General features: G+C 66.1%; 22 protein-coding genes. 7 read left to right on the top strand and 15 right to left on the bottom strand.

Annotated features, from left to right (window positions below; translation table 11 throughout):
- Positions 1-595: 595 nt before the first annotated feature.
- Entirely contained in the window at positions 596-3,043 is a 2,448-nt protein-coding gene (locus tag OO015_RS12135; RefSeq protein ID WP_265941531.1) for a DNRLRE domain-containing protein, read from the top strand.
- Here the strand turns inward: OO015_RS12135 and OO015_RS12130 are convergent.
- Positions 3,029-3,472: a nucleotidyltransferase domain-containing protein gene (locus tag OO015_RS12130; protein ID WP_265941530.1), complete on the bottom strand. Its 444-nt coding sequence runs from the start codon at positions 3,470-3,472 to the stop codon at positions 3,029-3,031. The two genes, OO015_RS12135 and OO015_RS12130, sit on opposite strands and share 15 nt — an antisense overlap.
- Positions 3,387-3,812, bottom strand: a complete 426-nt coding sequence (locus OO015_RS12125) for a HEPN domain-containing protein (RefSeq protein WP_265941529.1) — start codon at positions 3,810-3,812, stop codon at positions 3,387-3,389. Before OO015_RS12125 ends, OO015_RS12130 begins: the two co-directional genes overlap by 86 nt.
- Positions 3,813-3,966: 154 nt before the next feature.
- Between OO015_RS12125 and OO015_RS12120 the strand changes: the two genes are divergently transcribed.
- On the top strand, positions 3,967-5,253 hold the full coding sequence (locus tag OO015_RS12120) for an Nramp family divalent metal transporter (RefSeq protein WP_265941528.1): 1,287 nt from the start codon (positions 3,967-3,969) through the stop codon (positions 5,251-5,253).
- Positions 5,250-6,182: a universal stress protein gene (locus OO015_RS12115; protein WP_265941527.1), complete on the top strand. Its 933-nt coding sequence runs from the start codon at positions 5,250-5,252 to the stop codon at positions 6,180-6,182. Before OO015_RS12120 ends, OO015_RS12115 begins: the two co-directional genes overlap by 4 nt.
- 86 nt (positions 6,183-6,268) lie before the next feature.
- Here the strand turns inward: OO015_RS12115 and OO015_RS12110 are convergent, their stop codons facing one another.
- Positions 6,269-6,859: a Uma2 family endonuclease gene (locus OO015_RS12110; RefSeq protein ID WP_265941526.1), complete on the bottom strand. Its 591-nt coding sequence runs from the start codon at positions 6,857-6,859 to the stop codon at positions 6,269-6,271.
- Positions 6,860-6,911: 52 nt separating this feature from the next.
- On the opposite strand from OO015_RS12110, the gene OO015_RS12105 reads away from it, so the two are divergent.
- Positions 6,912-7,523 (top strand): hypothetical protein, encoded by a 612-nt coding sequence (locus OO015_RS12105; protein WP_265941525.1) that lies wholly within the window; start codon positions 6,912-6,914, stop codon positions 7,521-7,523.
- 81 nt (positions 7,524-7,604) lie between these two features.
- Positions 7,605-9,149: a multicopper oxidase family protein gene (locus OO015_RS12100; protein WP_265941524.1), complete on the top strand. Its 1,545-nt coding sequence runs from the start codon at positions 7,605-7,607 to the stop codon at positions 9,147-9,149.
- Positions 9,150-9,220: 71 nt separating this feature from the next.
- Here OO015_RS12100 and OO015_RS12095 read toward each other — a convergent pair whose 3' ends face one another.
- The 7 genes from OO015_RS12095 to OO015_RS12065 all read right to left on the bottom strand — a co-directional run bounded on the left by OO015_RS12095 (position 9,221) and on the right by OO015_RS12065 (position 16,108).
- Positions 9,221-10,039, bottom strand: a complete 819-nt coding sequence (locus OO015_RS12095; RefSeq protein ID WP_265941523.1) for an SDR family NAD(P)-dependent oxidoreductase — start codon at positions 10,037-10,039, stop codon at positions 9,221-9,223.
- 53 nt (positions 10,040-10,092) lie between these two features.
- A complete protein-coding gene (locus OO015_RS12090; protein ID WP_265941522.1) occupies positions 10,093-10,908 on the bottom strand; it encodes an SDR family NAD(P)-dependent oxidoreductase in 816 nt (271 codons plus the stop codon).
- A gap of 603 nt (positions 10,909-11,511) precedes the next feature.
- Positions 11,512-12,240, bottom strand: coding sequence for a CPBP family intramembrane glutamic endopeptidase (locus tag OO015_RS12085; protein WP_265941521.1), 729 nt, complete (start codon positions 12,238-12,240; stop codon positions 11,512-11,514).
- A gap of 129 nt (positions 12,241-12,369) precedes the next feature.
- Entirely contained in the window at positions 12,370-13,185 is an 816-nt protein-coding gene (locus OO015_RS12080) for a hypothetical protein (protein ID WP_265941520.1), read from the bottom strand.
- A complete protein-coding gene (locus OO015_RS12075) occupies positions 13,185-14,045 on the bottom strand; it encodes an ABC transporter permease (RefSeq protein ID WP_265941519.1) in 861 nt (286 codons plus the stop codon). Before OO015_RS12075 ends, OO015_RS12080 begins: the two co-directional genes overlap by 1 nt.
- On the bottom strand, positions 14,036-14,947 hold the full coding sequence (gene modA / locus OO015_RS12070; protein ID WP_265941518.1) for a molybdate ABC transporter substrate-binding protein: 912 nt from the start codon (positions 14,945-14,947) through the stop codon (positions 14,036-14,038). Before modA ends, OO015_RS12075 begins: the two co-directional genes overlap by 10 nt.
- A 45-nt stretch (positions 14,948-14,992) precedes the next feature.
- Positions 14,993-16,108: a substrate-binding domain-containing protein gene (locus OO015_RS12065; RefSeq protein WP_265941517.1), complete on the bottom strand. Its 1,116-nt coding sequence runs from the start codon at positions 16,106-16,108 to the stop codon at positions 14,993-14,995.
- A gap of 406 nt (positions 16,109-16,514) precedes the next feature.
- Between OO015_RS12065 and OO015_RS12060 the strand changes: the two genes are divergently transcribed.
- On the top strand, positions 16,515-17,345 hold the full coding sequence (locus OO015_RS12060; RefSeq protein ID WP_265941516.1) for a hypothetical protein: 831 nt from the start codon (positions 16,515-16,517) through the stop codon (positions 17,343-17,345).
- A 17-nt stretch (positions 17,346-17,362) separates the two neighbouring features.
- Entirely contained in the window at positions 17,363-18,148 is a 786-nt protein-coding gene (locus OO015_RS12055; RefSeq protein WP_265941515.1) for a hypothetical protein, read from the top strand.
- A 69-nt stretch (positions 18,149-18,217) separates the two neighbouring features.
- Here the strand turns inward: OO015_RS12055 and OO015_RS12050 are convergent, their stop codons facing one another.
- Genes OO015_RS12050 through OO015_RS12030 form a run of 5 tightly spaced genes read right to left on the bottom strand, consistent with a single transcriptional unit; the run spans position 18,218 to position 22,098 of the window.
- A complete protein-coding gene (locus OO015_RS12050) occupies positions 18,218-18,892 on the bottom strand; it encodes a sortase (RefSeq protein WP_265941514.1) in 675 nt (224 codons plus the stop codon).
- Positions 18,893-18,895: 3 nt separating this feature from the next.
- Positions 18,896-19,261 carry a flagellar protein FliT gene (fliT, locus tag OO015_RS12045; protein ID WP_265941513.1) on the bottom strand — a complete coding sequence of 122 codons (366 nt, stop codon included), beginning with the start codon at positions 19,259-19,261 and terminating at the stop codon, positions 18,896-18,898.
- A gap of 11 nt (positions 19,262-19,272) precedes the next feature.
- Positions 19,273-19,677, bottom strand: coding sequence for a flagellar export chaperone FliS (gene fliS, locus OO015_RS12040; protein WP_265942080.1), 405 nt, complete (start codon positions 19,675-19,677; stop codon positions 19,273-19,275).
- 26 nt (positions 19,678-19,703) lie between these two features.
- The gene (fliD, locus tag OO015_RS12035) at positions 19,704-21,680 is read right to left on the bottom strand and encodes a flagellar filament capping protein FliD (RefSeq protein WP_265941512.1); all 1,977 of its coding nucleotides are present in this window, start codon (positions 21,678-21,680) and stop codon (positions 19,704-19,706) included.
- A gap of 46 nt (positions 21,681-21,726) precedes the next feature.
- Positions 21,727-22,098 (bottom strand): flagellar protein FlaG, encoded by a 372-nt coding sequence (locus OO015_RS12030; protein WP_265941511.1) that lies wholly within the window; start codon positions 22,096-22,098, stop codon positions 21,727-21,729.
- Between the last annotated feature and the right edge of the window lie 381 nt (positions 22,099-22,479).

The raw sequence follows: 22,479 nt of genomic DNA, 5'->3' as shown, positions 1-22,479 counted from the left end.
AGAAAGATGTCTTCGGTGCAAGAACAGTCGTTCGCTTTTCGTCAGGTCGAGTATTCGGACGATCCCACAATGGGCCACGCATTACGGCTACTGGAAAGCAAATCACTGCCAAAACCTTTCTGCTCATTTTCTGATCGGAGACTGATCGAATGTTACCCAAGGTCTATTCGCATCGTGAACTGAACCTTTGCCATGTTGTCACTGGGTATTCGCCCTGCTACCCTCCGACGCCGTCGGAAGGGGTGGTCGCGCACCCCGCCGAGAAGTGGGAAGGGAGTACGGGAAAGGGGTGCTGATGGCCTGGCAGTCGCTCGTTCGGAGACGGCACGCACCTACGCTGCGCACGCTGAACCACGCTTGCCTTGCACATCGAGTGCCTTGCGCGATCCCCCCTCGCAGCCCACCAATCATCTCGTATCAAAACTGAAAGATTTCTCGTTCACTCTCCTCCGTCCGTCCTGATCTGACCTAGTCATGAATGGTCATGGACTTTGGGAGTCCTGTGTCTCTTCTGGCACACGCTCCATCCCGTAGTCACAAGAGCGTGGAGTGGCTCGGCCGGCGCTCTTGCGACGATCAGCAAGGAGGTCATGACGTGCAGCACTGGAAGACCCTGCGCGACCGACTCGGCGCCGCGAGCGCCATCATCCTCGTCATCGCGACGCTCTCTGCAGCCTGGATCAGCCGCAGCAGCGGTGCTCCCCAGACGCTGACCCTGACCCCTGAGGCAGATGCCTACGTCTATCAGAGCAAGCCCTCGCAGAACTACGGCACGAACACGTCCCTCCGCGCCGACGGCTCGCCCATCATGCGCAGTTACCTTCGCTTCGACTTGACGAACGTCTCGGGCACGATCACGCGTGCGGCGCTCCGCCTCTACGCCCAGAGCTCGCACCGCACTGGCTATGAACTCCGCCCCGTCGCCGACACTACCTGGGGCGAACGCACCATCACGTACCAGAACGCACCCGCGATCGGTGACGCAGTCATCGGACGTTCTGGCCGCTTCGCTTCCGGCCAATGGACGAGTGTGGATGTGACGTCAGCCGTTCGCCCCGGCACGAAGGTGAGCTTCGCCATCGTCACCAGCGACGCGACCCAGATGAACTTGGCCAGCCGCGAAACCGGGTCGACCGCGCCCCAGCTCGTCCTCGAGTTCGCCGACACGAATTCCGCCACCCCGACTCCGACGACTGCATCACCGACCCCGACAGCGCCTGCGCCGACCCCGACCCCAGCGCCCTCGCCTAGCCCGACGCCCACCGCAGGCACACCGCCGCCGGGTGGGAGTCTCACCTTCCCGATCCGGGCAGTCTTCTACTACCCATGGTTCCCAGAAGCTTGGAAGCAGAGCGGCATCTTCCCGGTCACCCACTACCATCCGACGCTCGGCTACTACGACACCGGTGACGCCACGGTGATCCGCCAGCACATCGCCGCCATACAGTACGGCGGGATCCAGGCCGCCATCGCCTCCTGGTGGGGCCAGGGGCATCACACCGACGTCGACTTCGCCAAGATCCTCCAGGCCACCGACGGCACCGGCTTCAAGTGGGCCATCTACCACGAGCAGGAAGGCCAACGCGACCTCACGCCCGACGAGATCCGCAGCGACCTCACCTATATCCGCGACCGTTACGCCAGCGACCCAGACTATCTCCGCGTCAATGGCAAGTTCGTCGTTTTCGTTTACAACGCCGACGATACCACCTGTGAAGTCGCCGACCGCTGGGTTCCGGTTGCCCGTGAGGTCGGCGCCTATCTCGTCCTCAAGGTCTTCAGCGGTTATCGGACCTGCGCCAACCAGCCCGACTCCTGGTACCAATACGGACCGGCTGTCGCGGCTGACCAGCAGCGTGGCTACTCCTACACCATCTCGCCCGGCTTCTGGCTAGCGACCGAAAGTCAGCCTCGGCTGGCTCGTGACCCCAACCGCTGGGCCCAGAACGTGCGTGACATGGTCGCCAGTGGCGAGCCGTGGCAGCTGATCACGACCTTCAATGAGTGGGGCGAGGGTACGGCCGTCGAGTCCGCTGACGAATGGGCGAGCCCCTCCGGTTTCGGTGTCTACCTCGACATCCTGCACGCCAACGGGCAGAGCTCCGCACCGGCACCGACTCCCACAGCCACCCCATCTCCTGCGCCCACACCGACACCGACCGCGACACCGACCACACCACCCTCCACCAGTGAGCCGGTGACGGTCGTCGCGGTCGGTGACGTGGCCTGCGATCCGAGCTCGTCCAGCTGGAACAACAACAACGGCACCACCACGGCCTGCCGGCACAAGTACACCGCCGAACTGGCCAAGCGCCTCGCGCCCGCTTACGTGCTGGCACTCGGTGACCTCCAGTACGAAGACGGTGCACTCGCCAAGTTCCAGCAGAGCTACGATCCGACCTGGGGCCAGCTCAAGGCCATCACCAAGCCGGTGCCCGGGAACCACGAGTACCTGACATCCGGAGCGAGCGGATACTACGACTACTTCGGTGCGCTCGCCGGCGACCGCAGCAAGGGCTACTACGCCTTCGACCTCGGTAACAACTGGATCGCGATCGCCATCAACTCCAACTGTTCCAAGGTCGGTGGCTGTGGTGTCGGTTCACCACAATACCAGTTCGTCCAGAGCGTGCTCGAAGCCAACCGCAGCAAGAACGTGCTCGTCTTCCTCCACCACCCGTACTGGACAACCGGGAATTATTACGGCCAGTACAAATCCAGTCTGCGTGACCTCTATCGCCTCTTCGACCAGTACGGCGTCGATCTCTCCCTGGCTGGGCACGACCACAACTACCAGCGGTATGCGCTCCAGAACGCCGACTCGGTCTGCAACACCGGTACTGTCCGCCATTTCGTCGTCGGTACCGGCGGCAAGAACGTCTACGATGCCGATGTCCATGCCGCTGACGAGCCGTGCGACGAGGTGCGCATCGATAATGCCTACGGCGTCCTCGAGCTGGCTCTCTACCCGGATCACTACGAGTGGGCATTCGTCCGCGAGGACGGCACGGTACTCGACCAGGGCAGCTCACCGGTCCGTTAAGGGCGGGCTCGCAGGCTCGGGCTCGGAGCGGTCGCGCGATCGCTCCGAGCCTGCTCGTTCCTCGGCCAGCTCCGGTTTCCCGTACACCCAGACGACCTCGCGCGCCAGGACCGACGCGAAATGGGGATTCACCTGCGGTAACTGCTCCCATTCCGCGCGCGTGTAGACGAGCGCCTCGGCCGGTACCGGCAGCTTCTCGAGCGGGAGGTCGATCGGCCGCTCGACCGGCGGGCGGTCGGACTGCTCGACGATCACGACGAGATCGACATCGCTCCCGACCCCCCAGTCACCCCGCGCATAGGAGCCGAAGACACCGACAGCGACGAGCCCGGGAATACGAAGCTCACGCGCCCACGTCGCGACCGCTCTCAGGACCGCTTCGCGATTCGGCCATCTGAGTACGGACGAACTCGAGGATCGCACGGGCATAGCCGATCGCCTCCTCGCTCTGCCGGGGCCCGAAGTAGCGGGACGGCGGCCCTTCGACGAATGCATCGGGATAGCGGGGCGCGATGTAATAGGCGTCCAGACGGCGCGCCCCGTCGCGCAAGGCTTCGGGGACCGCGAGCGGCAGCTCTTCGAGGAGACGCGTCACCGCATGCCCCCACACGACCTGCCCGAGATGGAGGTGGAGCGCCTTGACCGCTTTCTCGGCAGCCTGCTGTGCAGCGAAGCACGCCCACTCATGCCGCCCCGCCGCTGCCGCGATTTCAGCGAGTTCCAAATCGTGCTCGGCTTGAACCAACCAATCCGCTGCCCGGCGTGCCACCGCTCTCGCTCGTCCCTCGGCAGCTGATCCGTCTCCTCGCCCGATCGCACCCGAGCATACCACCCCCTTCCGCTGCCACGCTGCTCTCCCCGTATGAGCAGCTCGACGTTCGCTGCCGTATGATTAGCTCTGACTAAATTCGGAAGGAGGCCGAGTGAACGAGCCACCCACCGAGGTACCAGCTACCACACCAGTGCCCCCGCGTGTCCGCCTGTTGCGCGCGCGGATCGCTGGTATGCTCCCCTATCTCGGCCCCGCCTTCGTCGCCAGCGTCGCCTACATCGATCCCGGTAACTACGCGACCAACATCGAGAGCGGTGCCCGCTTCGGCTACACCCTACTCTGGGTCATCTTCGCTGCCAACCTCGCCGCGATGCTCATCCAGTCCCTCTCCGCCAAGCTCGGCATCGCTACTGGCCGCAACCTGGCTGAGGTCTGTCGCGAGCGCTTTCCCCGTCCGATCGTGTGGGCCATGTGGGTGGTCGCTGAACTCGTCGCTATGGCGACCGACCTCGCCGAGTTCCTCGGTGCTGCGCTCGGCTTCGCCTTGCTCTTCCATTTCCCGCTTCTCATCGGCGGCCTCCTGACCGGTGTCGCGACGTTCGCTATCCTGGCCCTCGAGCGGTACGGACACCGGCCGATCGAAGCAGTCATCACGGCCTTCGTCGGGATCATCGCCGGTTGTTACGTCGTCGAAACCGTCCTCGAGCAGCCCGATTGGGGAGCCATCGCCAGCCATGCCGTGATCCCACGGTTCGCCGGACCGGAGAGCGTGCTGCTCGCCACCGGTATCCTGGGCGCGACCGTCATGCCGCACGTGATCTACCTGCACTCGGCCCTCACCCAGCACCGGATCGTGCCGCGCACCAGCGAGGAGGCCCGCCGGATCTTCCGCTTCGAGGTCCTCGATGTCGTCATCGCCATGGGTGTCGCCGGGCTCGTGAACGCGGCCATGCTGGTGATGGCAGCCTCGACCTTCCATAGCCGTGGGCTCGCTCACGTCGGCACGATCGAAGAAGCGCACCGGACACTCGAGCCCCTGCTCGGTCCGCTGGCGAGTGCAGCGTTCGCCGTCTCGCTCCTCGCCTCCGGCCTGTCCTCCTCGACCGTCGGGACGATGGCGGGACAGGTCGTGATGCAAGGCTTTCTCCATCGCACGATCCCGGTCTGGCTCCGCCGCGGCATCACCATGCTCCCGGCACTTCTCGTCATCGCGCTCGGGCTCGACCCGACCCGGACACTGGTGATCAGTCAGGTCGTTCTGAGCTTCGGCATCCCCTTCGCACTCATTCCCTTGATCCGTTTTACGGCCGACCGTAGGCTCATGGGGGCGCTCGCCAACCACCGGCTGACGACGTTGGTCGCGAGCGTGCTCGCCGCCCTCATCGTGGCGCTCAACCTGTTCCTGCTCTGGACGACGTTCGCCGGCGGTGTGGTATGACGACGAAACCGTTCAACCGACTGCTCGTCGCACTGGACGGCTCCCGCCTCGCTGAGGAGATCCTGCCGACCGCGGCTGGGATCGCACACCGTTGTGGCGGAGAGCTCGTGCTGCTCCACGTCCTCGAAGCCGCGCCACCGGAAGCGATACACGGCGAACCGCATCTCACGACTGCAGAAGCCGCTGCACGGTACCTGGAAGCGGTCGCTACCGACCTCCGGCAAGCGGGAATCGTGTGCCGCGTCGCCGTGATCGCGGCTGACCATGCCGCTGTCGCGTCCTGCATCGCGCGCCAGGCCTGCGCCTTCGAGGCCGATGTCATCGCACTCACGACGCATGGAAGCGGTGGCCTCCGTGGTTTCCTCTTCGGTCGGATCGCACAGCAGGTGCTTCAGGAGGCCGAACGTCCGACGCTGGTCGCCCGCGCTGGACAACGCCGATCTGCATCGCTTCGCGTCCCCGTGCCGCCACAACGCCTCCTCGTGCCGCTCGGCGGAGAACCAGCCAGCGAGCAGGTCTTCCCGCTCGCCTGGGAACTTGCCCGGTGCCTGGCAGCCCAGGTTACGCTCGCCCGCGTCGTCCCCACGCTCGAGCGCCTCAGTCTCACCGAGAGCACGCCAGCGGTGTTCTTACCCACTGCGACCGCCGCGCTCCTCGACCTCGAGCGGCAGCACGCTGCGGAAGACCTGCAACGCCTGGCAGCTTCCGCACCGGCTGATCTCGCTGTCACGACGGTCGTGCGTCAGGGCGACGTGATCGAGGAACTCGCTCGCCTGGCGCAGCGGGCCGACCTCGTCGTCATGACGACGCACGGCCGAGCTGGCCTTTCGGGCTGGCTCGCTGGGAGCGTAGCTGCCCGCCTCCTCGAGCGCGTCACGATCCCACTCCTGCTCGTCCCGGTCGGTGAGCGGGACGAATCCGCGAGTTGACGAAGGCAGGAGGGCTTGTCGCGTCCTTCAGCGAGCACGCGCTGTCGGTGACTGCCTCGCAGCCAAGAGCGAGCACCTCGGTGTGGTCACTTGCCGGGAGACTCTTCAGCGGGGACGAGGAAGAGTTCGCTGACGGAGACTTCGAAACCTGGCAGCACATCTCCGCCGGTCAGCTTCTCGTCCGGGCCGAGCTCGCGCGCCGTCCCGTCCGGCCAGTACACCGTCACCGTCCGGCTCTTCGGCCACAGCACCCACACCAGCCGCGTCCCCGCCCCGAGATAGTCCCGCACCCGCTCGTGCACCTCCTCCGCCCGGTCGTGCGGCGAGACGATGTCCACCGCCAGATCCGGCGCCCCCGGCCAGAACCCCTCCGGTATCCCCCCAGCCGGTACCCGCTCCCGCCGTACCACCGACACGTCCGGAATCCGCACCGTGTCCGGATTGCGACGCAGGATGTAGCCGAGGCCGTCCCCGAACACGAAACCGAGCCGCCGGCTCGTGACGAACTGGTGGAGCAGCAGGACGAGCCGCACGACGATCGCCGCGTGAATCCCTCCAGCCCCCGGCATCTCCACCAGCTTCCCTTCGTGCAACTCGTAGCGGATCCCTGGTCGCTCCGGGAGCGCGACCAGGTCGTCGACCGTCAGGAGGTGTTCTTGCTGTCCGATGGCCTGCATGACGCGTTCTCTCCACGGTGACGATGCCAGAAGGCGCGGAGTGTGCTGACCGATGCCTGTCGCAAGTGAACGCGAGGCACACGTTCCGCGCAAGTCCTCCCATGTCATGGACGATCTTCGTGCGCGGTCGAAGCGGGCCGCGACCGCGAGCGACACCGGTGGAGCGGAGTCAGCTGTGGCTATACTTCCACAACGGGCCGGGAGGCAAGCCCTCCCGGCTGCACGAGCGATGACCGAGGCGGCGGACTCGCCCGTGGTCTTGGCGCACAGTCGACGCATGCTCGCACGTCTCACCGCTCTCCTCATCGTCCCAGCAGCGCTGGTCATGCTGCTGGGTTGCCTCGAGGTCGCGCACCCATTCGAGCCCAGCGGCGTTGCGATCTCGACGCTCCACCGGCACGTCACGACGGCTCCGCTGCGTTCCGTGGAACAGCCGGCCACAGTCGGGCAGGCGCTTCCGGCTGCACAGCCGCATCCGATCCTCCTCTTGCTCGCCTGTCAGCTGGTTGCCGTTGTCGCCAGCGCGCTTCTCGCTGCCGCCCGAACCCTCCCTGCCCCGGCAAGGGTCTCGGTACGCGACACGCTGCCGCGAGTCCCAGCGAGCGAGTACACCCTGTCCAGCTCGAGGCGTCTCTGCGCGCTCCTCGGAAGCTTCCGGAATTGATCGCTCCTCTTCCATCCCTCTGACACCAGTGTCTCTGACGAGTCGGTAGCACTCCTGGACGGAGAAGAGGAGCGACAACGTATGGGCGAACGAATCGCGCATCGTCGACTGACGCGACGGTGCTTCCTGGCGAGCCTGGCCGCTGGCACCCTGCTGACCGCAGCCTGTACCCGCCAGCCAATCACACCGGCTGCACCTCCCACTCCGACACCGCGGGGAGTCGCCTCGACCGTGGTAACGGCACCCGGCTCACCAGCTGGCCCGGTGCGGGCGTATACCCTGGAGACACAGGAGTCCGAACTCGCCCTCGGCGCCTCCCGGGTGAAGACGTTCACGTACGACGGGCAGCTCCCCGGGCCGGAGCTGCGTGTCCGCGAGGGCGACACGCTCCGCGTCACGTTCACCAACCTTCTGCCTGAGCCGACGACGATCCACTGGCATGGGATTCCTGTCCCGAACGCGATGGACGGTGTCCCCGACGTCACCCAGCCAGCGATCGCGCCAGGAGCGACCTTCACCTACGAGTTCGCGGTACCCGTGGCGGGAACCTACTTCTACCACACGCACGTGGGACTGCAACTCGACCGCGGCCTCTACGGCCCGCTGATCGTCGAACCCCGGCAGGAGACCCTGAGCTACGACCGCGAGGTGACCCTCGTCCTGGACGACTGGCTCGACGGCATCGACGGGACACCGGAGGAGGCGCTCCGACGGCTCGTCGGTGGAGGCCACGGGGCGCACGGCGCGATGCCGATGCAACCCGGGATGGGTACCATGCCGGGTATGCCCGGTATGAGCGGGATGCCCGGTATGACAGGTGGGGGTGAACCGGCCGAAAGCGAGCCTGACCTCGTCTACCCGCTCTACCTCGTCAACGGCCGGCCCCCGGAAGCACCCTTCGAATTCGCCGGTAAGCGCGGCGAGGTGCTGCGCCTGCGACTGATCAACGCCGCCTCAGCGACGATCTTCCGGGTCGCGCTCCTCGGACACCGTCTCCAGGTCGTCCAGGCTGACGGGCAACCGGTCGCACCGCTCGAGGGGGACGTCCTCCGCATCGGCATGGGCGAGCGCTACGACGTCCTCGTCAGTCTCGACAACCCGGGTGTCTGGCCGCTCGTGGCTTGGGTAGCAGGCACCAGCCATGCCGCTCGCGCCATCCTCCGCTACGAGGGGAGCACCGGTCGACCATCGGAAACGATCGCCCGACCACGGGAACTTGACGGTGAACTCCTCCACGCCCTCCGTTTCCGTGCTGCCGTTCCCGGCACGGCGGCGGCACCGGACATCGAGCGGACGGTCGTCCTCGCTGGAGGCATGGGAAGCTACGTCTGGACGATCGACGGCCAGGCCTATCCGGACGCCGAGCCGATTCGGATCGGCCTCGGCCGCCGTGTCCGGTTCCGCCTGCACAACATGACGATGATGCCGCACCCGATGCATCTCCACGGCCACTTCTTCCGCGTCGGCGATCCGAGCTCTGGAGCCGTGCGCGACACCATTCTCGTCGAGCCGATGCAGGAGGTCACCATCGACTGGCTCGCCGATAACCCCGGTCGCTGGGCCTTCCACTGCCATCACCAGTACCACCAAGAGGCCGGGATGATGCGGATCGTCGAGATCGCCTAGGGCACGGAACGGGGCGGGTAGGGAAGCCCATCCTACCCGCCCCGCCGCGTGGTGTACATCGGGTTACCGGATCAGACCCAGCAGTTCTCCGGATCCATTCGGCCGCCCGGGACGATCGACACGGCCCCGTCGATCGGGATCGCCGCACCGGTCAGATAGCCCGCCTCCGGGCTAGCCAAATAGACGACGAGACTCGCCACTTCTTCCGGTGTCCCGGCTCGCAGGGCTGGAATCGTCGGGCCGAGCTTCTGGATCCGTTCCTCCGGCCAGTGCGCTGCCAGCTTCGGCGTGACGATGAACCCGGGGAGGAGCGCGTTGACCGTAATGCCATGCTGCGCGACTTCGGTCGCCAGGTGGCGGGTAAACCCGTAGAGCGCCTCCTTGGTCGCCACGTAGGGTACCCCGTGCAGCACGCTGGTCCGGATCGCCGCGATACTCGAGACAAAGATGATCCGACCATACTTCCGCTTGCGCATGTCGCGCACTGCAGCACGGCTCAAATAGAACGGCGCGTGCACGTTCACCGCCACGCTCCGCTTCCACTCCTCGGTCGGAATCTGATCGGGCCGGTACGCCCGCGAGTGGTACTCCGCTTTGTGCACGAGAATGTCGATCTTGCCGAAGCGGTCGATCACTCGCGCGACGAGCTGGTCAGCCTGCTGCGAGTCAGCGACATCGGCCGGGAACGCCTCGACGGCTCCCCCTTGCGCACGGATTTCCTCAGCAGTCGCTTCGGCAGCGGCAGCGTCGAGATCGTTCACTGCCACCTGCGCTCCGGCCTGTGCCAGCACGCGCGCGATCTGCGCTCCCAGACCACCCTGGGCGCCACCGCCGGCTCCCGTCACGAGCGCGACCAGGCCGCTCACATCACACAGTTGCCTTTCGAGCATCGGATCGTTCCTTCCTTTCGTGCACCGTTCCACCGCGCCATCGGCCGACAGGTTCAGTCACCGGTATCCTTGCCGCTCCGCCGCTTGAGTTCAGCGAAGTCACCGATCCCGCTGGACATGCCCCGGTCGACCGGGATCGCCGCACCCGAGATCGCCGTCATCGCTGGGTGACTGAGATAGGCGACGATCCAACCCAGCTCCTCTTCGGGATGGATCGCCCGGTGCGGCCCCTCCCCTTGTACCCAGTCCGGCCGGAGCCGCAACACCCGCGGGTTGAGGAGCCCGGTCGGCATGAGCGCATTCACGGTAACGCCGTACTGACCGACCTCGTAGGCGAGCTGCCGGGTGAGGCCCAGGAGGCCAGTCTTGGCCGTCGTATAGGTCACGCCGCCGACGAAGCCGGTACGGACAGCAGCGAAGGAGGAGATGTTGACGATCCGGCCGAAACCCTGCGGGATCATGTACCGGAGTGCCGCCCGGCTCATGTAGAACGGGCCATCGAGGTCGACCGCCAGCTGGTGGTACCAGATCTCGTCCGGGAGGCGTTCCACCGCGGGGATCAAGCCGGAGATGGCGGCATTATTGACCAGGATGTCGATGCGGCCGAAGCACCGGACGACCTCGTCGACCATCCGGTCGGCATCGTCCGGGTTGGACACATCGCCGACCACGGCGATCGCCTCGCCGCCCCGTTGGCGGATCTGCGCGACCGTCGCCATGGCGAACTCTTCGGTGATATCGTTGACGGCGATCTTGGCACCGCGACGGGCAAGGTGTCGCGCGATTCCGGCTCCGCCCCCACCATCCTCGCCGCGGCCAGCGCCGGTGACCAGTGACACCATTCCCTCCAGCCAGCGCTCTTCTGCCATCGTGTTCCTCGCTTCCTGTCTCAGAACCTGTCTCCCGGAATTCGCCTGACGATCGCTGATTCGTCATCGCTCTAAAGTACGACACCGTCCGGCCTTGCCCTCACCTCCTTCTCCATGCCTCTCTCTGGCATCACGGTGCGGGTGACCGTGGGAACCACTCACGTATGCCGCGGACACGATCCAGTCGAACCACGCTCAGTCGCACTGGTCTCGCATCACTGTGCTGCACGCCCGTCTCGCATCCGACACCATCATTGTCTGCACTGAAGGGAAGGAGACTGGGTTTCGGGCTGAAGTGTAACGGCGAGATGGCCAGGTGTTCAAGACCTGGTACGGAATCGAACTGGCTGAACCCGCCTGTTCCCGACTCGACGCAGAGCGCTTCCCAGCTGGCATCCAGCCGGTGCGCTCTCTCCTCTCCCCGATCCCCAGCGCCTCCCGCCGCCGCGGTGACCACGAACCGGACAGGCGGCGCCATGCAGTGCGCTGGCGAGCGCTCACCAGCCAAAGCAACTGTCCCAGTGAAAAGGACCGGCGCGCTCGGCGACCGGTGGTCGCGAGCGACGTGCAGGAGAGCAACACCGAGCCGACAGTCCGCCCGCGCTACCCGAACAACACGGGCACCAAAAGGTCAGCCCACACATTGTTGAGCGCGTGGAACAGGAGGCAGGGCCAGAGACTCCGCCAACGCCAGGCGATCAGGCCAGGCACGATCGCCCAGAGGAACGTGTAGAGCATCATTCCGGGACCGACGAAGAGGTGATAGAGGCCGAACAGTGCAGCCTGGCCCAGGATTGCGAGTTGCCACTGCCACCGCTCGGCCAGCGCCCGAAGGACGAAGCCGCGGAACAGCGGCTCTTCCACGAGCGGCACGATCACGACGCCCACCAGCGCCGCCACCGCGAACTCCCATGCCGCGCTCGGTCCCACGAACGCCAGTCGTTCCTGCCAGAACATCGGTATACCGGTGACGGCAGCCAAGGCAGCGACCGGCAGCCAGAGCACGATGACCAGTGCGACCCCAACGAGTGCTGCCCCGTATGCCTGAGCGCTCTCGGGCGCTCGCCAGCCGAGTGCACGGAGCGTCCAGCCACGCTGCTTGAGCGCACGCAGGAGTACCAGGGCAACGATCGCACCGCAGAACGCGTAGACCGTCACGCTCCACAGCGAACGGTCGGCGATACCGAGTGCACGACCGGCGCCGTACGGATCGACTCCCGCCTGCTCCGCTACCCAGAACAAGGTGCTCCGCAACACGGGCCCGGCGAAGACCAGCGGTACCCAGCTGACCGGGAGCGACCGGTGCTGTCCGACCGCGAGACGCTCCTGCATCACGGTTCGCCTCCAGGGACCATGTGACGAGACCTGCTTCTCATCGAGAAGAACGAACCGAATGCGGCACCGGTTTCAGCACCAGCCGGCTAGTCACAGCGGGGCTCATTTCGAACCGGTCAGGAAACGCTACCGGGATCCACCAGCTCGCCACTGCTGGACAGCAGCGAGCACTCCGTCCGCAATCCGCCGCGGCCGCTCACCGATTCCACGCCATTGTCCACTCGCACCACGGGGATCGACTTCCAGCACCTTGGTTCCCGCAGCCACCGGGACACCGTCGCGGATGAGCCCGCGCAACACCCCGCTGACGGGTGCCGCGATCGTGCACTGCTCCCCCGCAGCACCTTCGATCCAGGCAACGGGCTCTCCCGCTTCGACCAGCTCGCCGATCGCTCGCTCGGTGCGCCAGAGCCCGGAGAACGGCGCATAGACGTACCGCTCGCGCCGCAGCCCCTCGATCGCTCGCGGCTCACCCGCGAGCGGCAAGTTCGCGCCCTCCCAACGCACCCGGCCCAACTCCTCCCAGCTCGTCTCGATCGCTACGTCGACCTGCTCACCCGCCACGAAACCAGGCCCCAGGCCGATCGTGAGCGGTGCCAGCCCCCGCAACCGCTCCGGCTGCGCTCGTTTGCGCATCCGGGCATCGACCAGCACATTCGGTAGCAAGTGCGCCAGTAGTATCGGAAGTTCCCAGCCGACGATGAGCGGGATCGCCTCGCGCGTGCGGAGGAGCGCCTCAGCTCCAGCAGGATCCGCGACACGCCGCGCCAGTACCCCTTCGAGTTCAGCTTCTCCGTCGAACACGGCATCAGCGAACGCCATTCCTCGCCGAGTCACACTCGGCGCCGGCTCGCTCGCGAGCACGACGGCGACCTCTGCGCACCACAGGCGATGCGCAACCGCGGACGCGACATCGTTCACACCGAGCACCAGGCAGCGCATCAGGTGACCTCCCGCGCACCCTGCAGGCGCTCAGCGACGATGAACACAGCGAGGCTGACCACGAGCAGCATCGCTGCCATCGCGACCGCTTCCCAAAGATCGGCTTCCATCGCGGTCCAGATCGCGAGCGATATGGTCTGCGTCCGCCCCTGGAAGTTCCCGGCGAAGAGGAGAGTCGCCCCGAATTCGGAGACCGCCTTCGCCCAGCACAGCGTGGCCCCGCTGACCAGAGCAGGAAGCGCTAGCGGAAGCGTGACACGACGGAAGGCATCCTGGGCGCTACAGCCATCCACTTGCGCTGCCTCCTCCAGCTCCACCGGGACGCTCGCAAATCCCTCCAGTGCGGTGCGGATATAGAACGGCGTGGCCGTGAAGACCTGCGCGATCACCACTGCAGTCGTCGTAAACGGGATTTGAATGCCGAAGGCAGTGAGGTACTGGCCGAGCAGCCCCATACGACCGAACAGCATGAGCAGCGCGACACCAGCAACAATCGGGGGAAGAACCACCGGAAGCCCAACGGCGAGCTCGACGAGCCGCCGTCCTGGAAAGTCCCAACGGGCCAAGATCCAGGCAACCGGAGTCCCGAAGAGCAGAGCGAGCCCGACGGTGATCGAGCTCGTCAGCACGGTCAAGCGGAGCGCATCGAGAAAGAAGGGGTCGCGCGCGTACCGCTGGATACCTTCGATACCTGCAGCCCGGATGAGCAAGGCGATGAGCGGCAGCAGCAAGAGCGCCAGCAAGGCGATGACTGGCACGAACAGGGCCAGCCGGCCAGTTCGTACTCCCCCACCTGGCCGCCTTCGGGCAGTGTGGCCCCGCACAGTCACTTGCGGTTGCACCGCACCCGTCACGAGCATCCCTCCGTTCCGTCTTGCCCCGATGCGACCGGCAAGAAACCAGAGCGCTCGAGGACTGCCCGACCGGCCTCGGAGCGGACGAAATCGACGAAGCGTGCAGCCTGCTCGGGCACCCGGCTCCCTGCCCCGATAGCGATCGGATAGCAGGCCACCACATTGAGCTCGTCCGGAATCGTCACCGTACGCACCTCGCTGGCCGCTGCCTTGACGTCGGTTGCGTACACGATACCGGCGTCTGCTTCACCGAGCGCGACCTTGGCCAGCACCTGCTTGACGTTCACCTCCTGCGAGACCACATTCCCCAAGACACGCTCGGAAAAGTCAGCGCCGTATCCTGGCTGCTGGCTCGCCCGCGCGAGCATCTCCCGAGCGTACTTGCCCACCGGCACGTTCTCGTGTGCCAGGACCACTTTCACGCCTGGCCGAGCCAAGTCGGCTACCTGTTCGATCCCAGCCGGATTCTCTTTCGGCACAACGATGACCAATCGATTGCGAGCGAACAGGACGGGGGCACCCCGCACGAGCCCGAGGTCCTGTGCCTTGTGCATGTTCTGTAGGTCAGCGAGAGCGATCACGTCGGCCAGTGCTCCCTGCTGCAATTGCGCGACGAGCTGTGCCGAACCAGCGAAGTTGAACTCCACAGTAGTTCCTGTCTGTCGCTGGAACTCCTGCCCGATCTCCTGGAACGGCTCGAGGAGCGACGATGCTGCGAAAACGACGAGCTTGGAACCCGGGGCAGAACCATCGCGCACCTCATGCGCGGGCGTGCTTTCGCTGGACGACGCGCCCGCTCCTTCCCTTGCTGGGGAACTCGTCGAGCTGCTGCAGGACGCGAGGACGAGAAGAACGGCCGAAAGCAGAAGAATACCCCGCAACCCACGAAGCTGGGAACCTCGAGACATCTCCTCGTTTCCTTTTTTCTTCTCGCTCGATCCGACCGGGATGAGTCAGGCACCGATCCGTGCGACGAGCACGCCGCTCTCGTGGACGTCATACCCACTCGCCTCCAGCTCCCGCCGAACCGGTCGCGAGGCGAGCAGCTCGAGGAGGTCTCGAACCGGCGGCCAATCCAGGTACTCCAACGGGACAACCAGGTCGTAGCGCTCCTCGAGCAGCGGCAGGAAGGAGAGTCCATAGGACCGGGCGACCGGAAACGCCAGCGGCCCAGCATCTGCCAGGCGGCTCGCGATCGCTTCGGCGACGGCGCGATGCCCGGGCAGCTCGCGGTCGTATCCGGGGAGCGAGCTGGGAGCGAGACCGGCATTCTGCATGGCGGTATCCAGCAGCAGCCGACTCCCCGAACCGGGCTCGCGGTTCACGAGCATCACATCGGGTCGCGCGAGATCCGCCACCGAGCGAATCTGCTTCGGGTTGCCGGGTGCGAGTCCCAACCCTTCCACCCAGCGGGACAGCGTGACGACCGCAACTGGCCGACCAGCGAGCTGGCGCCGTACCTCGGGGAGATTGAACTCGCCTGCCTCCGGATCCCAGAGGTGCGTCCCCGCGACATGCACCCATCCCTCCGCCAGAGCACGCAACGCCCCCCGGCTCCCCAGCGGCACCCAGAGGACCCGGAGGCCCCGATGCCAGCGCCGGAGGTGCGCAGCGAGCATCGCCAGCGCCGGGTCACAACCGGCCAGGACGAGACTCCGCTCCAGCGTCGCTGGATCGACGAGTAGCTCCACCGTCACGCGATCACCGGTTCGCTCGCGGATCACCCCCTCTGCTTCACCGCCCTCGTCTCGAACCGGCCAGGCGACGATCGTCTCGCCGACCCGGGCGAGGTGCGCGCGCGAGGGAACCGGTACGGACCACCGTTCGCCCAGCGCCAGCTGCGCCTCGAGCAGCGGCGGTTCTGCCAGGGCGAAGAGGTCGTCGACCGTACAGCCGAGGGCTCGGGCGAGGCGCAGCGCCACCGTCACGCTCGGTGTCAGCCGACCCGCTTCGATCGCGACCAGCGTCTGGCGGCTGATCCCCGCCCGCTCGGCCAGCTGCTGCTGGGTGAGACCCAGCGCCTGGCGGCGGGCTCGCACGTTGACGACCAGTTCCGGCTGCTCCTGCACTGTCACGCTCTCCGTGTTTTCTCGGAGAGAGTAAATGATCCGCGACACCATGTCAAGCGCAAACGACGTGTCGAACGGGTATCAGGAGACACCGAGCGCCTGCCCGGTCGTCACGTTGCTCGAGAGGGGGGCTGTCTCCCGCCGCCACTGACGGAGACACGGCGACAGCGCTCCTCGCACTGCTCGCCCCCTCGTCACACCACCGACGGCACCGCACGGCTCAGCTCCCTCGGTATCCGCTACATCGCCGCTCGGCGTGACATGCTTTCCCGACCGTCGGCAGCACTTGACGGTGTGCCGCTTCCTGCGGACAATCCAGGTGACCCCCGATACGCTGCGGCTGGGCACGACGTCGCTCGGGGCCCACATCGGGAGGTCGTGCGTGTCGAGCGGATCGGAGGGGTCGATGGAGTTCCAACCGCCTACGACACCAGGCGAGCGCACCGAACGACCGCTCGTCTACCCGGTCGATCGCCCCACGGAGAGCGGTCGTTCCAGGTGGCAGTGGCTGCTCATCGGATGTGGGAGCTTGCTCGTCCTCACTTGCGTCTGTCTGGCTGCCGCGGCTGGAACCTATCTCTACCTGAACCGCGGTCAGGGGACGCCCACGCCGCAGCTCGCTGCCTCGACGCCGTCACGGAGCGGTGCGACCGTCGCGACGCCAACCCGGACCACCCGTGCGACGACACCGCCACCGGGTACGCCGTCCGGCTCACGTCCCGCACCGATCGCGGGCACTGGCACCGCACTACCGGAGGGTTGGCAGTGGTTCGAAGATCCCTCCGGAGCAGTGCGGCTCGCGCACCCAGCGACCTGGAAGGTCTATTACGAGAGCGAGACGTGTTGCAACGTGAGGCTCGTCTCCTTCGACCCGGGCACACTACCGTCCGGTCGCATCGCTTGGGCACCGCCGGGCACCGGTGCCGAGCACGAGGTGCCGCCGGGTCAGCTCGTCATCGACCTCTTCCTGGTCGCTCCACCCTTCGCCGATCAGCCTCCTGATTTCGGCAGGCCGCCCGACGGTGAGGACATCGTCGGTGGCACGTATGACGCCACCCTGTACTTCTCGGCACCGTATACCGATTGGCCAACCGGCCAGGTCATCACCTATCTCTACACTGACGGCCACGGTCGTCAGTGGTGTCTAGTCGCTTACTTCGGGACACCGTTCGAGCAGGATATCGAGCACCTCGCCATGCTCGGCCAAGTCCTGGCGACGATCGACCATCCGCGCTAGCGGACGAGGAGACGATGATGGAACGACGCTGGTCGACGCTGCAGCTCCTAGGTTTCGGATGTCTGGGTCTTTTCGCCCTCCTCGTCGCGCTCGTCACCGGAGGCGCGCTCGGCTACCTGGCCTATCGGGGGGCGCACGTCGAGGGCGATACGACGCCACCAGTGACTGGAGACCGATCCGCCGTTATGACGCCGACACGCCCCGCTGTCGATACTGGCGAATCGACCCGAGCGACGCGCCAGTCCGACAATGGTAAGGTGGCTACACCAACCGAGCCTACCCCGACGCCAGTACCCACGATGGGACCAGCCAGCTATCCCGGCTGGACCGAGTACCGCGACCCGGGCTTCATCCGGTTCCAGCATCCACCAGCCTGGCTCGTGGTCACGACACCGGAGTCACCGCAGGACAACCTCCGGTCCTGCCACTGCTACTGGATCGTCATGAGCGAGCTGATGCTCCAGAACGGGCCGAGTCCAGAAGTCGTGAAAGACTGGTTCAATCGGCGCGATGTCAACGACCTTCCCCCCGGCTCGGTCTACATGGAGATCCTGCGGCTCGACTCGGAGTACGCTCCACCCGTCTCGTTCGAGGGGAGCCCGAGGGGTTCGACCTTCATCGGCAACCAGTACGAGGCCGAAGTCTATCTGCTCGATCCGATGGGCCGGATCCGCGCTTACCGCTACACTGACCAGCAGGGGCGTCCCTGGGTCATCGTCGTCCGTGCACCGGACGGGTTCGACCGAACGAACCCGCAAGTGCAGCGGCTGATCGGCATCCTCGCCACTATCGACCACCAGTGACGCGCATAGCACAGTTGCCCCGGTCGAGTCGCGAGCCTTCTGGCTTCTCCAGCCGGAATCGAGCCATAGCTACCGCGCCGCGACCGCCGGGCGCACTGGCTCGGCCCGCACGACGAGCCGCCGGTCATAGCGACCGTCCGGAACGCAGGTGAGGAGCGTCAAGACTTCGCGGTCACCCTGGCGCAGCACGGTCCGGTCAGTTTCCGGCACGACCTTGACTTCGGTCACCCGGTAGACGAAGCTCCCGGCTGCGCTCCAGACCGTGACTTCGTCGCCGGGCCGGATATCGAGCAGCCGCCAGAAGGCACCAGGGCCGTGTGTCGTATCGACATGGCCCGTGATCGCGATATTCCCCGGCTCGCCAGGATTGGCGGTTCCCGCCAGGTGGGCAGCAGCTTCGTCCGGTACCGGCCAGTACCAGCCCTTTCCGTCCTTCACCGAGGCAACCTCGACTATTGGCACGTCGATACCAAGCCGCTGGATCTGGAGTGCCGTGGCTGGTGGCATCCGGTAGCGGAAGAGCGCGCGCAGGAGTCGGGTAGGCTGGTGGCTCTCGCTATCGCCGTGCACCACGACCGCCGGTTGGGGCGTCTCCGACGCGTGCTCGATCGGGCGCGGTGTCGCGGTGGGGGCCATTGGTGGAGCCGGTTCACTGGTGCTCACTCGCTGCACCTCGACCCGCACGCAAGCGAGGAGAAACACGACTGAACAGAGCAGCACGACACGCAGCCAGCCGCCATGCATCGGTCACACCTCGCGATCGACGATCTCGGCAACCCCACTCGCACCGAGTGCCCGCCGGTAGCCGCGTGCTGCTGCATCGTTGCGCTCGATCGCGCGCTGTTCCTCGCGCACCGCCTCGAGCGCCGTCTCCACCAGCGTGACCAGCTCACGGTCGAGCGCCCGGACCTCGTCCAGCAAGGCAGCAATCGCGGCGCGGCATCGTTCGTCGAGTCGCTCCGGATCGATCGCCTGCAACCGCTGCAGGACCATATCCCGTTGCCGGAGGTATTCGGTCGCTGTCTCCCACTGACTCGCCCGCGCAGCCTCGAGCTGGGCGAGCGTCAGGTCACGCAGGCGCGTCGCGAGATCGAGCGCGTCCGCCCCTTCCACCTCAACCCCCGTCAGGCGTTCGCAGCGAGCGGGGCTGGTTGGTTCGCGCGCTCCTGCACCGCCACTTGCTCCCAGGCCTCGAGCAAGCTGGCCAGGAGCCCCCGCACCTCGGCCACGATCGCTGCATCTTTCCGCACGTTCGCCTCGATCAGCCGCCGCTGAGCATAGTCGTAGATCGCCCACAGCTGGTGGGCCAGTTGGCCAGCCTCCAGGTTGACGCTGGCCATGAGTTCGCTCACGATCTCCTGGGCATACACCAGCCGGGCATGGGCACGCGGGATATCGCGCTCCCGGATCGCCTCTTCCGCCTCAGCCAGCACTTGTACCGCGCGCCGGTAGAGCAGCACCATGAGCTCTGCGACCGACGCCGTCTCGACCGTGACCTGCCGGTATCGCAGGTAGGGATTGGCGACCATCACGCACCTGTCCTTCCCGACTTCGTTCAGGCACCGAGCATCTTGATGATCTGCCCCTGGAGCTGGGTTCCCTGCGCCTGGATCTCGGCCAGCATCCGTTCGAGCGTCGCGAACTGCCGCACCAGCTGTGCCTTGCGGTCGTCCAGCCGCTGCTGGAAGCGGTCGATCTGCTGGTCGATGCCACGCAGCTGCTGCTCGAAGGCATTACCGCGTGCCCGCACCAGTCCGTCCCAGCCCAGGATGCCGTCGAGATAGCGGTCGAGTTGTGTGAGGATTCCTTCTTGCTGGACGACCGTGATCTCGCTGGTCGCACCGGTGAGCGAACTCGCCGCGGTGAGCGTCAACCCTGGGATCAGCGTGTTATTCGTCCCCCCGGCAGCGATCGTCCCGCTGGCGCTCCAGAGGAGCTGGTTCGCCGTATCGTAGAACGATGCGGTGAGGTTTCCGGCCCCGTCCGAGCTGACGACGTACCGACCGCTCGCCGGCGGTCGCGGGGTTCCGGCGACCCTCGCGATATCTCCCGGTGTCGTGAGCGTCGCCCGGCTAGTCGCACCGAACAACTCGAAAACGGCGTTCGGGTTCTCGCGCAAGGCAGCACGCAGTTTGTCCTCGTCCAGTTGCAGCTGGTTGGTCGTCCCGACAGGCGAGCCGACGCGACCGAAGCTGATGCCGATATCGGCCAGCGTGCGGTAACCACCCCCAGCGTTGATCGCCGGGCTGGTCACCAGGCGCCGCAAGGTCGCCTCGATGGTGCGCACCGCGCTGTCGCCCATCAGCGTGCCAGCCGTCTTGGTCGCCGCGTCGTAGGCAGTCTTGTCGGCGATGAAGCTGAGCACACTGTTGAACTGATCGACGAACTTGCGCACTGCGGCGACCGCGCTGTCGGTGTTCGGCTCGACCGTGAAGGCGTAGGGCGAACTCGTCGTGCGCGTGAACGTCATCGTCACACCGGGAATCGCGTCCGTCACCGTATTGCTGGTGCTGTACTGCCAGGTCGACCCGCCGTCCAGGCTGTAGACGGCATTCTGGCCGAGTTGGAGTTGGCCACTCACCAACCCCAAGGCCGTCGCGAGGTTCCCGGTGTCACTGACCGTGATGGCAAGGCTACCGGTCGTCTTGGCTGTCAGGACGATCCGATCGGTCACGCTGTCGTAACTCGCTGTGACACCAGCGTTCGATGCGTTGATGCGATTGAGGATCGTCGCGAGCGAATCGACCGAGGGATCGTAGCTGATGGCGACGCCGTTGATCGTCAAGGTCCCCGAGCCGCTCACCGGGGTCGCCAGCATCGCCTGCGCAAGCGGTACGGTCGTCTTCACCGCAGTGAGACTGCGCGTCCCGACCACCGTATCGCCTGTCCGCGGCGCACCGAGCAGCGAGGTCACCGAGAGGAAGTTCGACGTGTCGCCGATCGCACCGATCTGGAGCGGCCCGCCGGGCGTCGCGGCCTGCAGCTGGAGCCGTGTCCGCCCGTCGACCGTCACCACGCTAGCGATAACCCCAGCGCCACTCGTATTGATGCGCGTAATGACGTCGAGCAGACTGTCCTGTGCCGCATCCACGCTGATCGCGACGCCATTGATCGAGAAAGTCCCACTGGTCAGGGGGCTCCGAAAGTTCGCGTCCTTCAAGGGAGCCAAGAGGTCGATGTCGAGTCCGATCGCACTGCCGCCACGCAGCGTCGTCGCCGTCGCCAGCTGTTGGATCTGGATCGAGTACGTTCCAGCGACCGCCTGCGGGCCAGCGCTGGCCGTGAACGGCGCGTTGCTGTCGCTCGGTCGCACGGTGAAGCCGACCACCGTCGAGCGCTGGAGGAGTGCGGACAGCGCGCTGGAAAGGTTCTGCAGGCGTGTCCCGAGATCCTTCCACGCATCGCGTTCCTTCTGGATATCCAGCTTGCGCTGGTTGAGCCGGTTGATGGGTGCCTGCTCGACCTGCAGGAGCTTGGAGATGATGTCTTGGGTATTGAGCCCCGACGCCAGGCCGTCGAACGTGATGCTCATCGCTGACCCCTTTCCAGCGCGCCGCTGCGTTCTGGCAGTCGCCCGTTCACTCCTGCCCCCGTTGCTCGGCCAGCTGCTGCAGGAACTCCTTGAGACCACCGGGCGGGATCTCGCGGATCACTTCCTGCGTCTCCCGGTCGATCAGCTGGACGACCCAGTTCCCGATCCCGGGGCGGACGTAGTACCGGAGATAGACGTCGCGCGGGATCTTCCGCACCAGCTGGGGGTCGAGACTCAGGTCGACCCGATGCGCAGGAATGACGTCGCGCTTCCCGGCTGATTCCGCTCCACGATTCGCCGTACCAGACGACGGCACGTTCGGTTCCACCGGCTTGACCGGCTGGAGTGGCGCTGCCTCTTCGACTGGACCCGGTTCGTTCGGGCCGATCGGTGGAACTGGTGTGATCGGCGGGTTCATCGCGCTCCCTCGCGCTCGGACTGCTTCCCTGCGACCGTTCACCCCTACTCGGGAATATTCGGCGAGAAGGAGGAATCGCTTGAGAGGGAGCTGAGGGGTCGAAGTCGCACCGTTTTCCTCTCGCCCACCGGCGTTCCGGCACGGGTCAGTGCTCCTTACCCCACGAACCACAAAACCTGTGGCCCGGATCTCCCACACCCACGAGAGAGGGAGCAACCAGCGGCCCGGCGCAGAGGGATCTGGCAGTACGGTGCGGGCCGGCCGGGATAACCCCGCACGGGGCGGTGCGGACGGGCGCAGCAGGCCGCGCCCCGACGAGAGAAATGGGTGTGGCCGCTCAGGGGAGGTTCCCGATACATCGTCCACCTGCAACCGTCGATT

The organism is Thermomicrobium sp. 4228-Ro, assembly GCF_026241205.1.
Taxonomy (GTDB): domain Bacteria; phylum Chloroflexota; class Chloroflexia; order Thermomicrobiales; family Thermomicrobiaceae; genus Thermomicrobium.
Note: the sequence above shows the minus strand (reverse complement) of the source record. Positions and strands in the feature narration are given on the sequence as shown.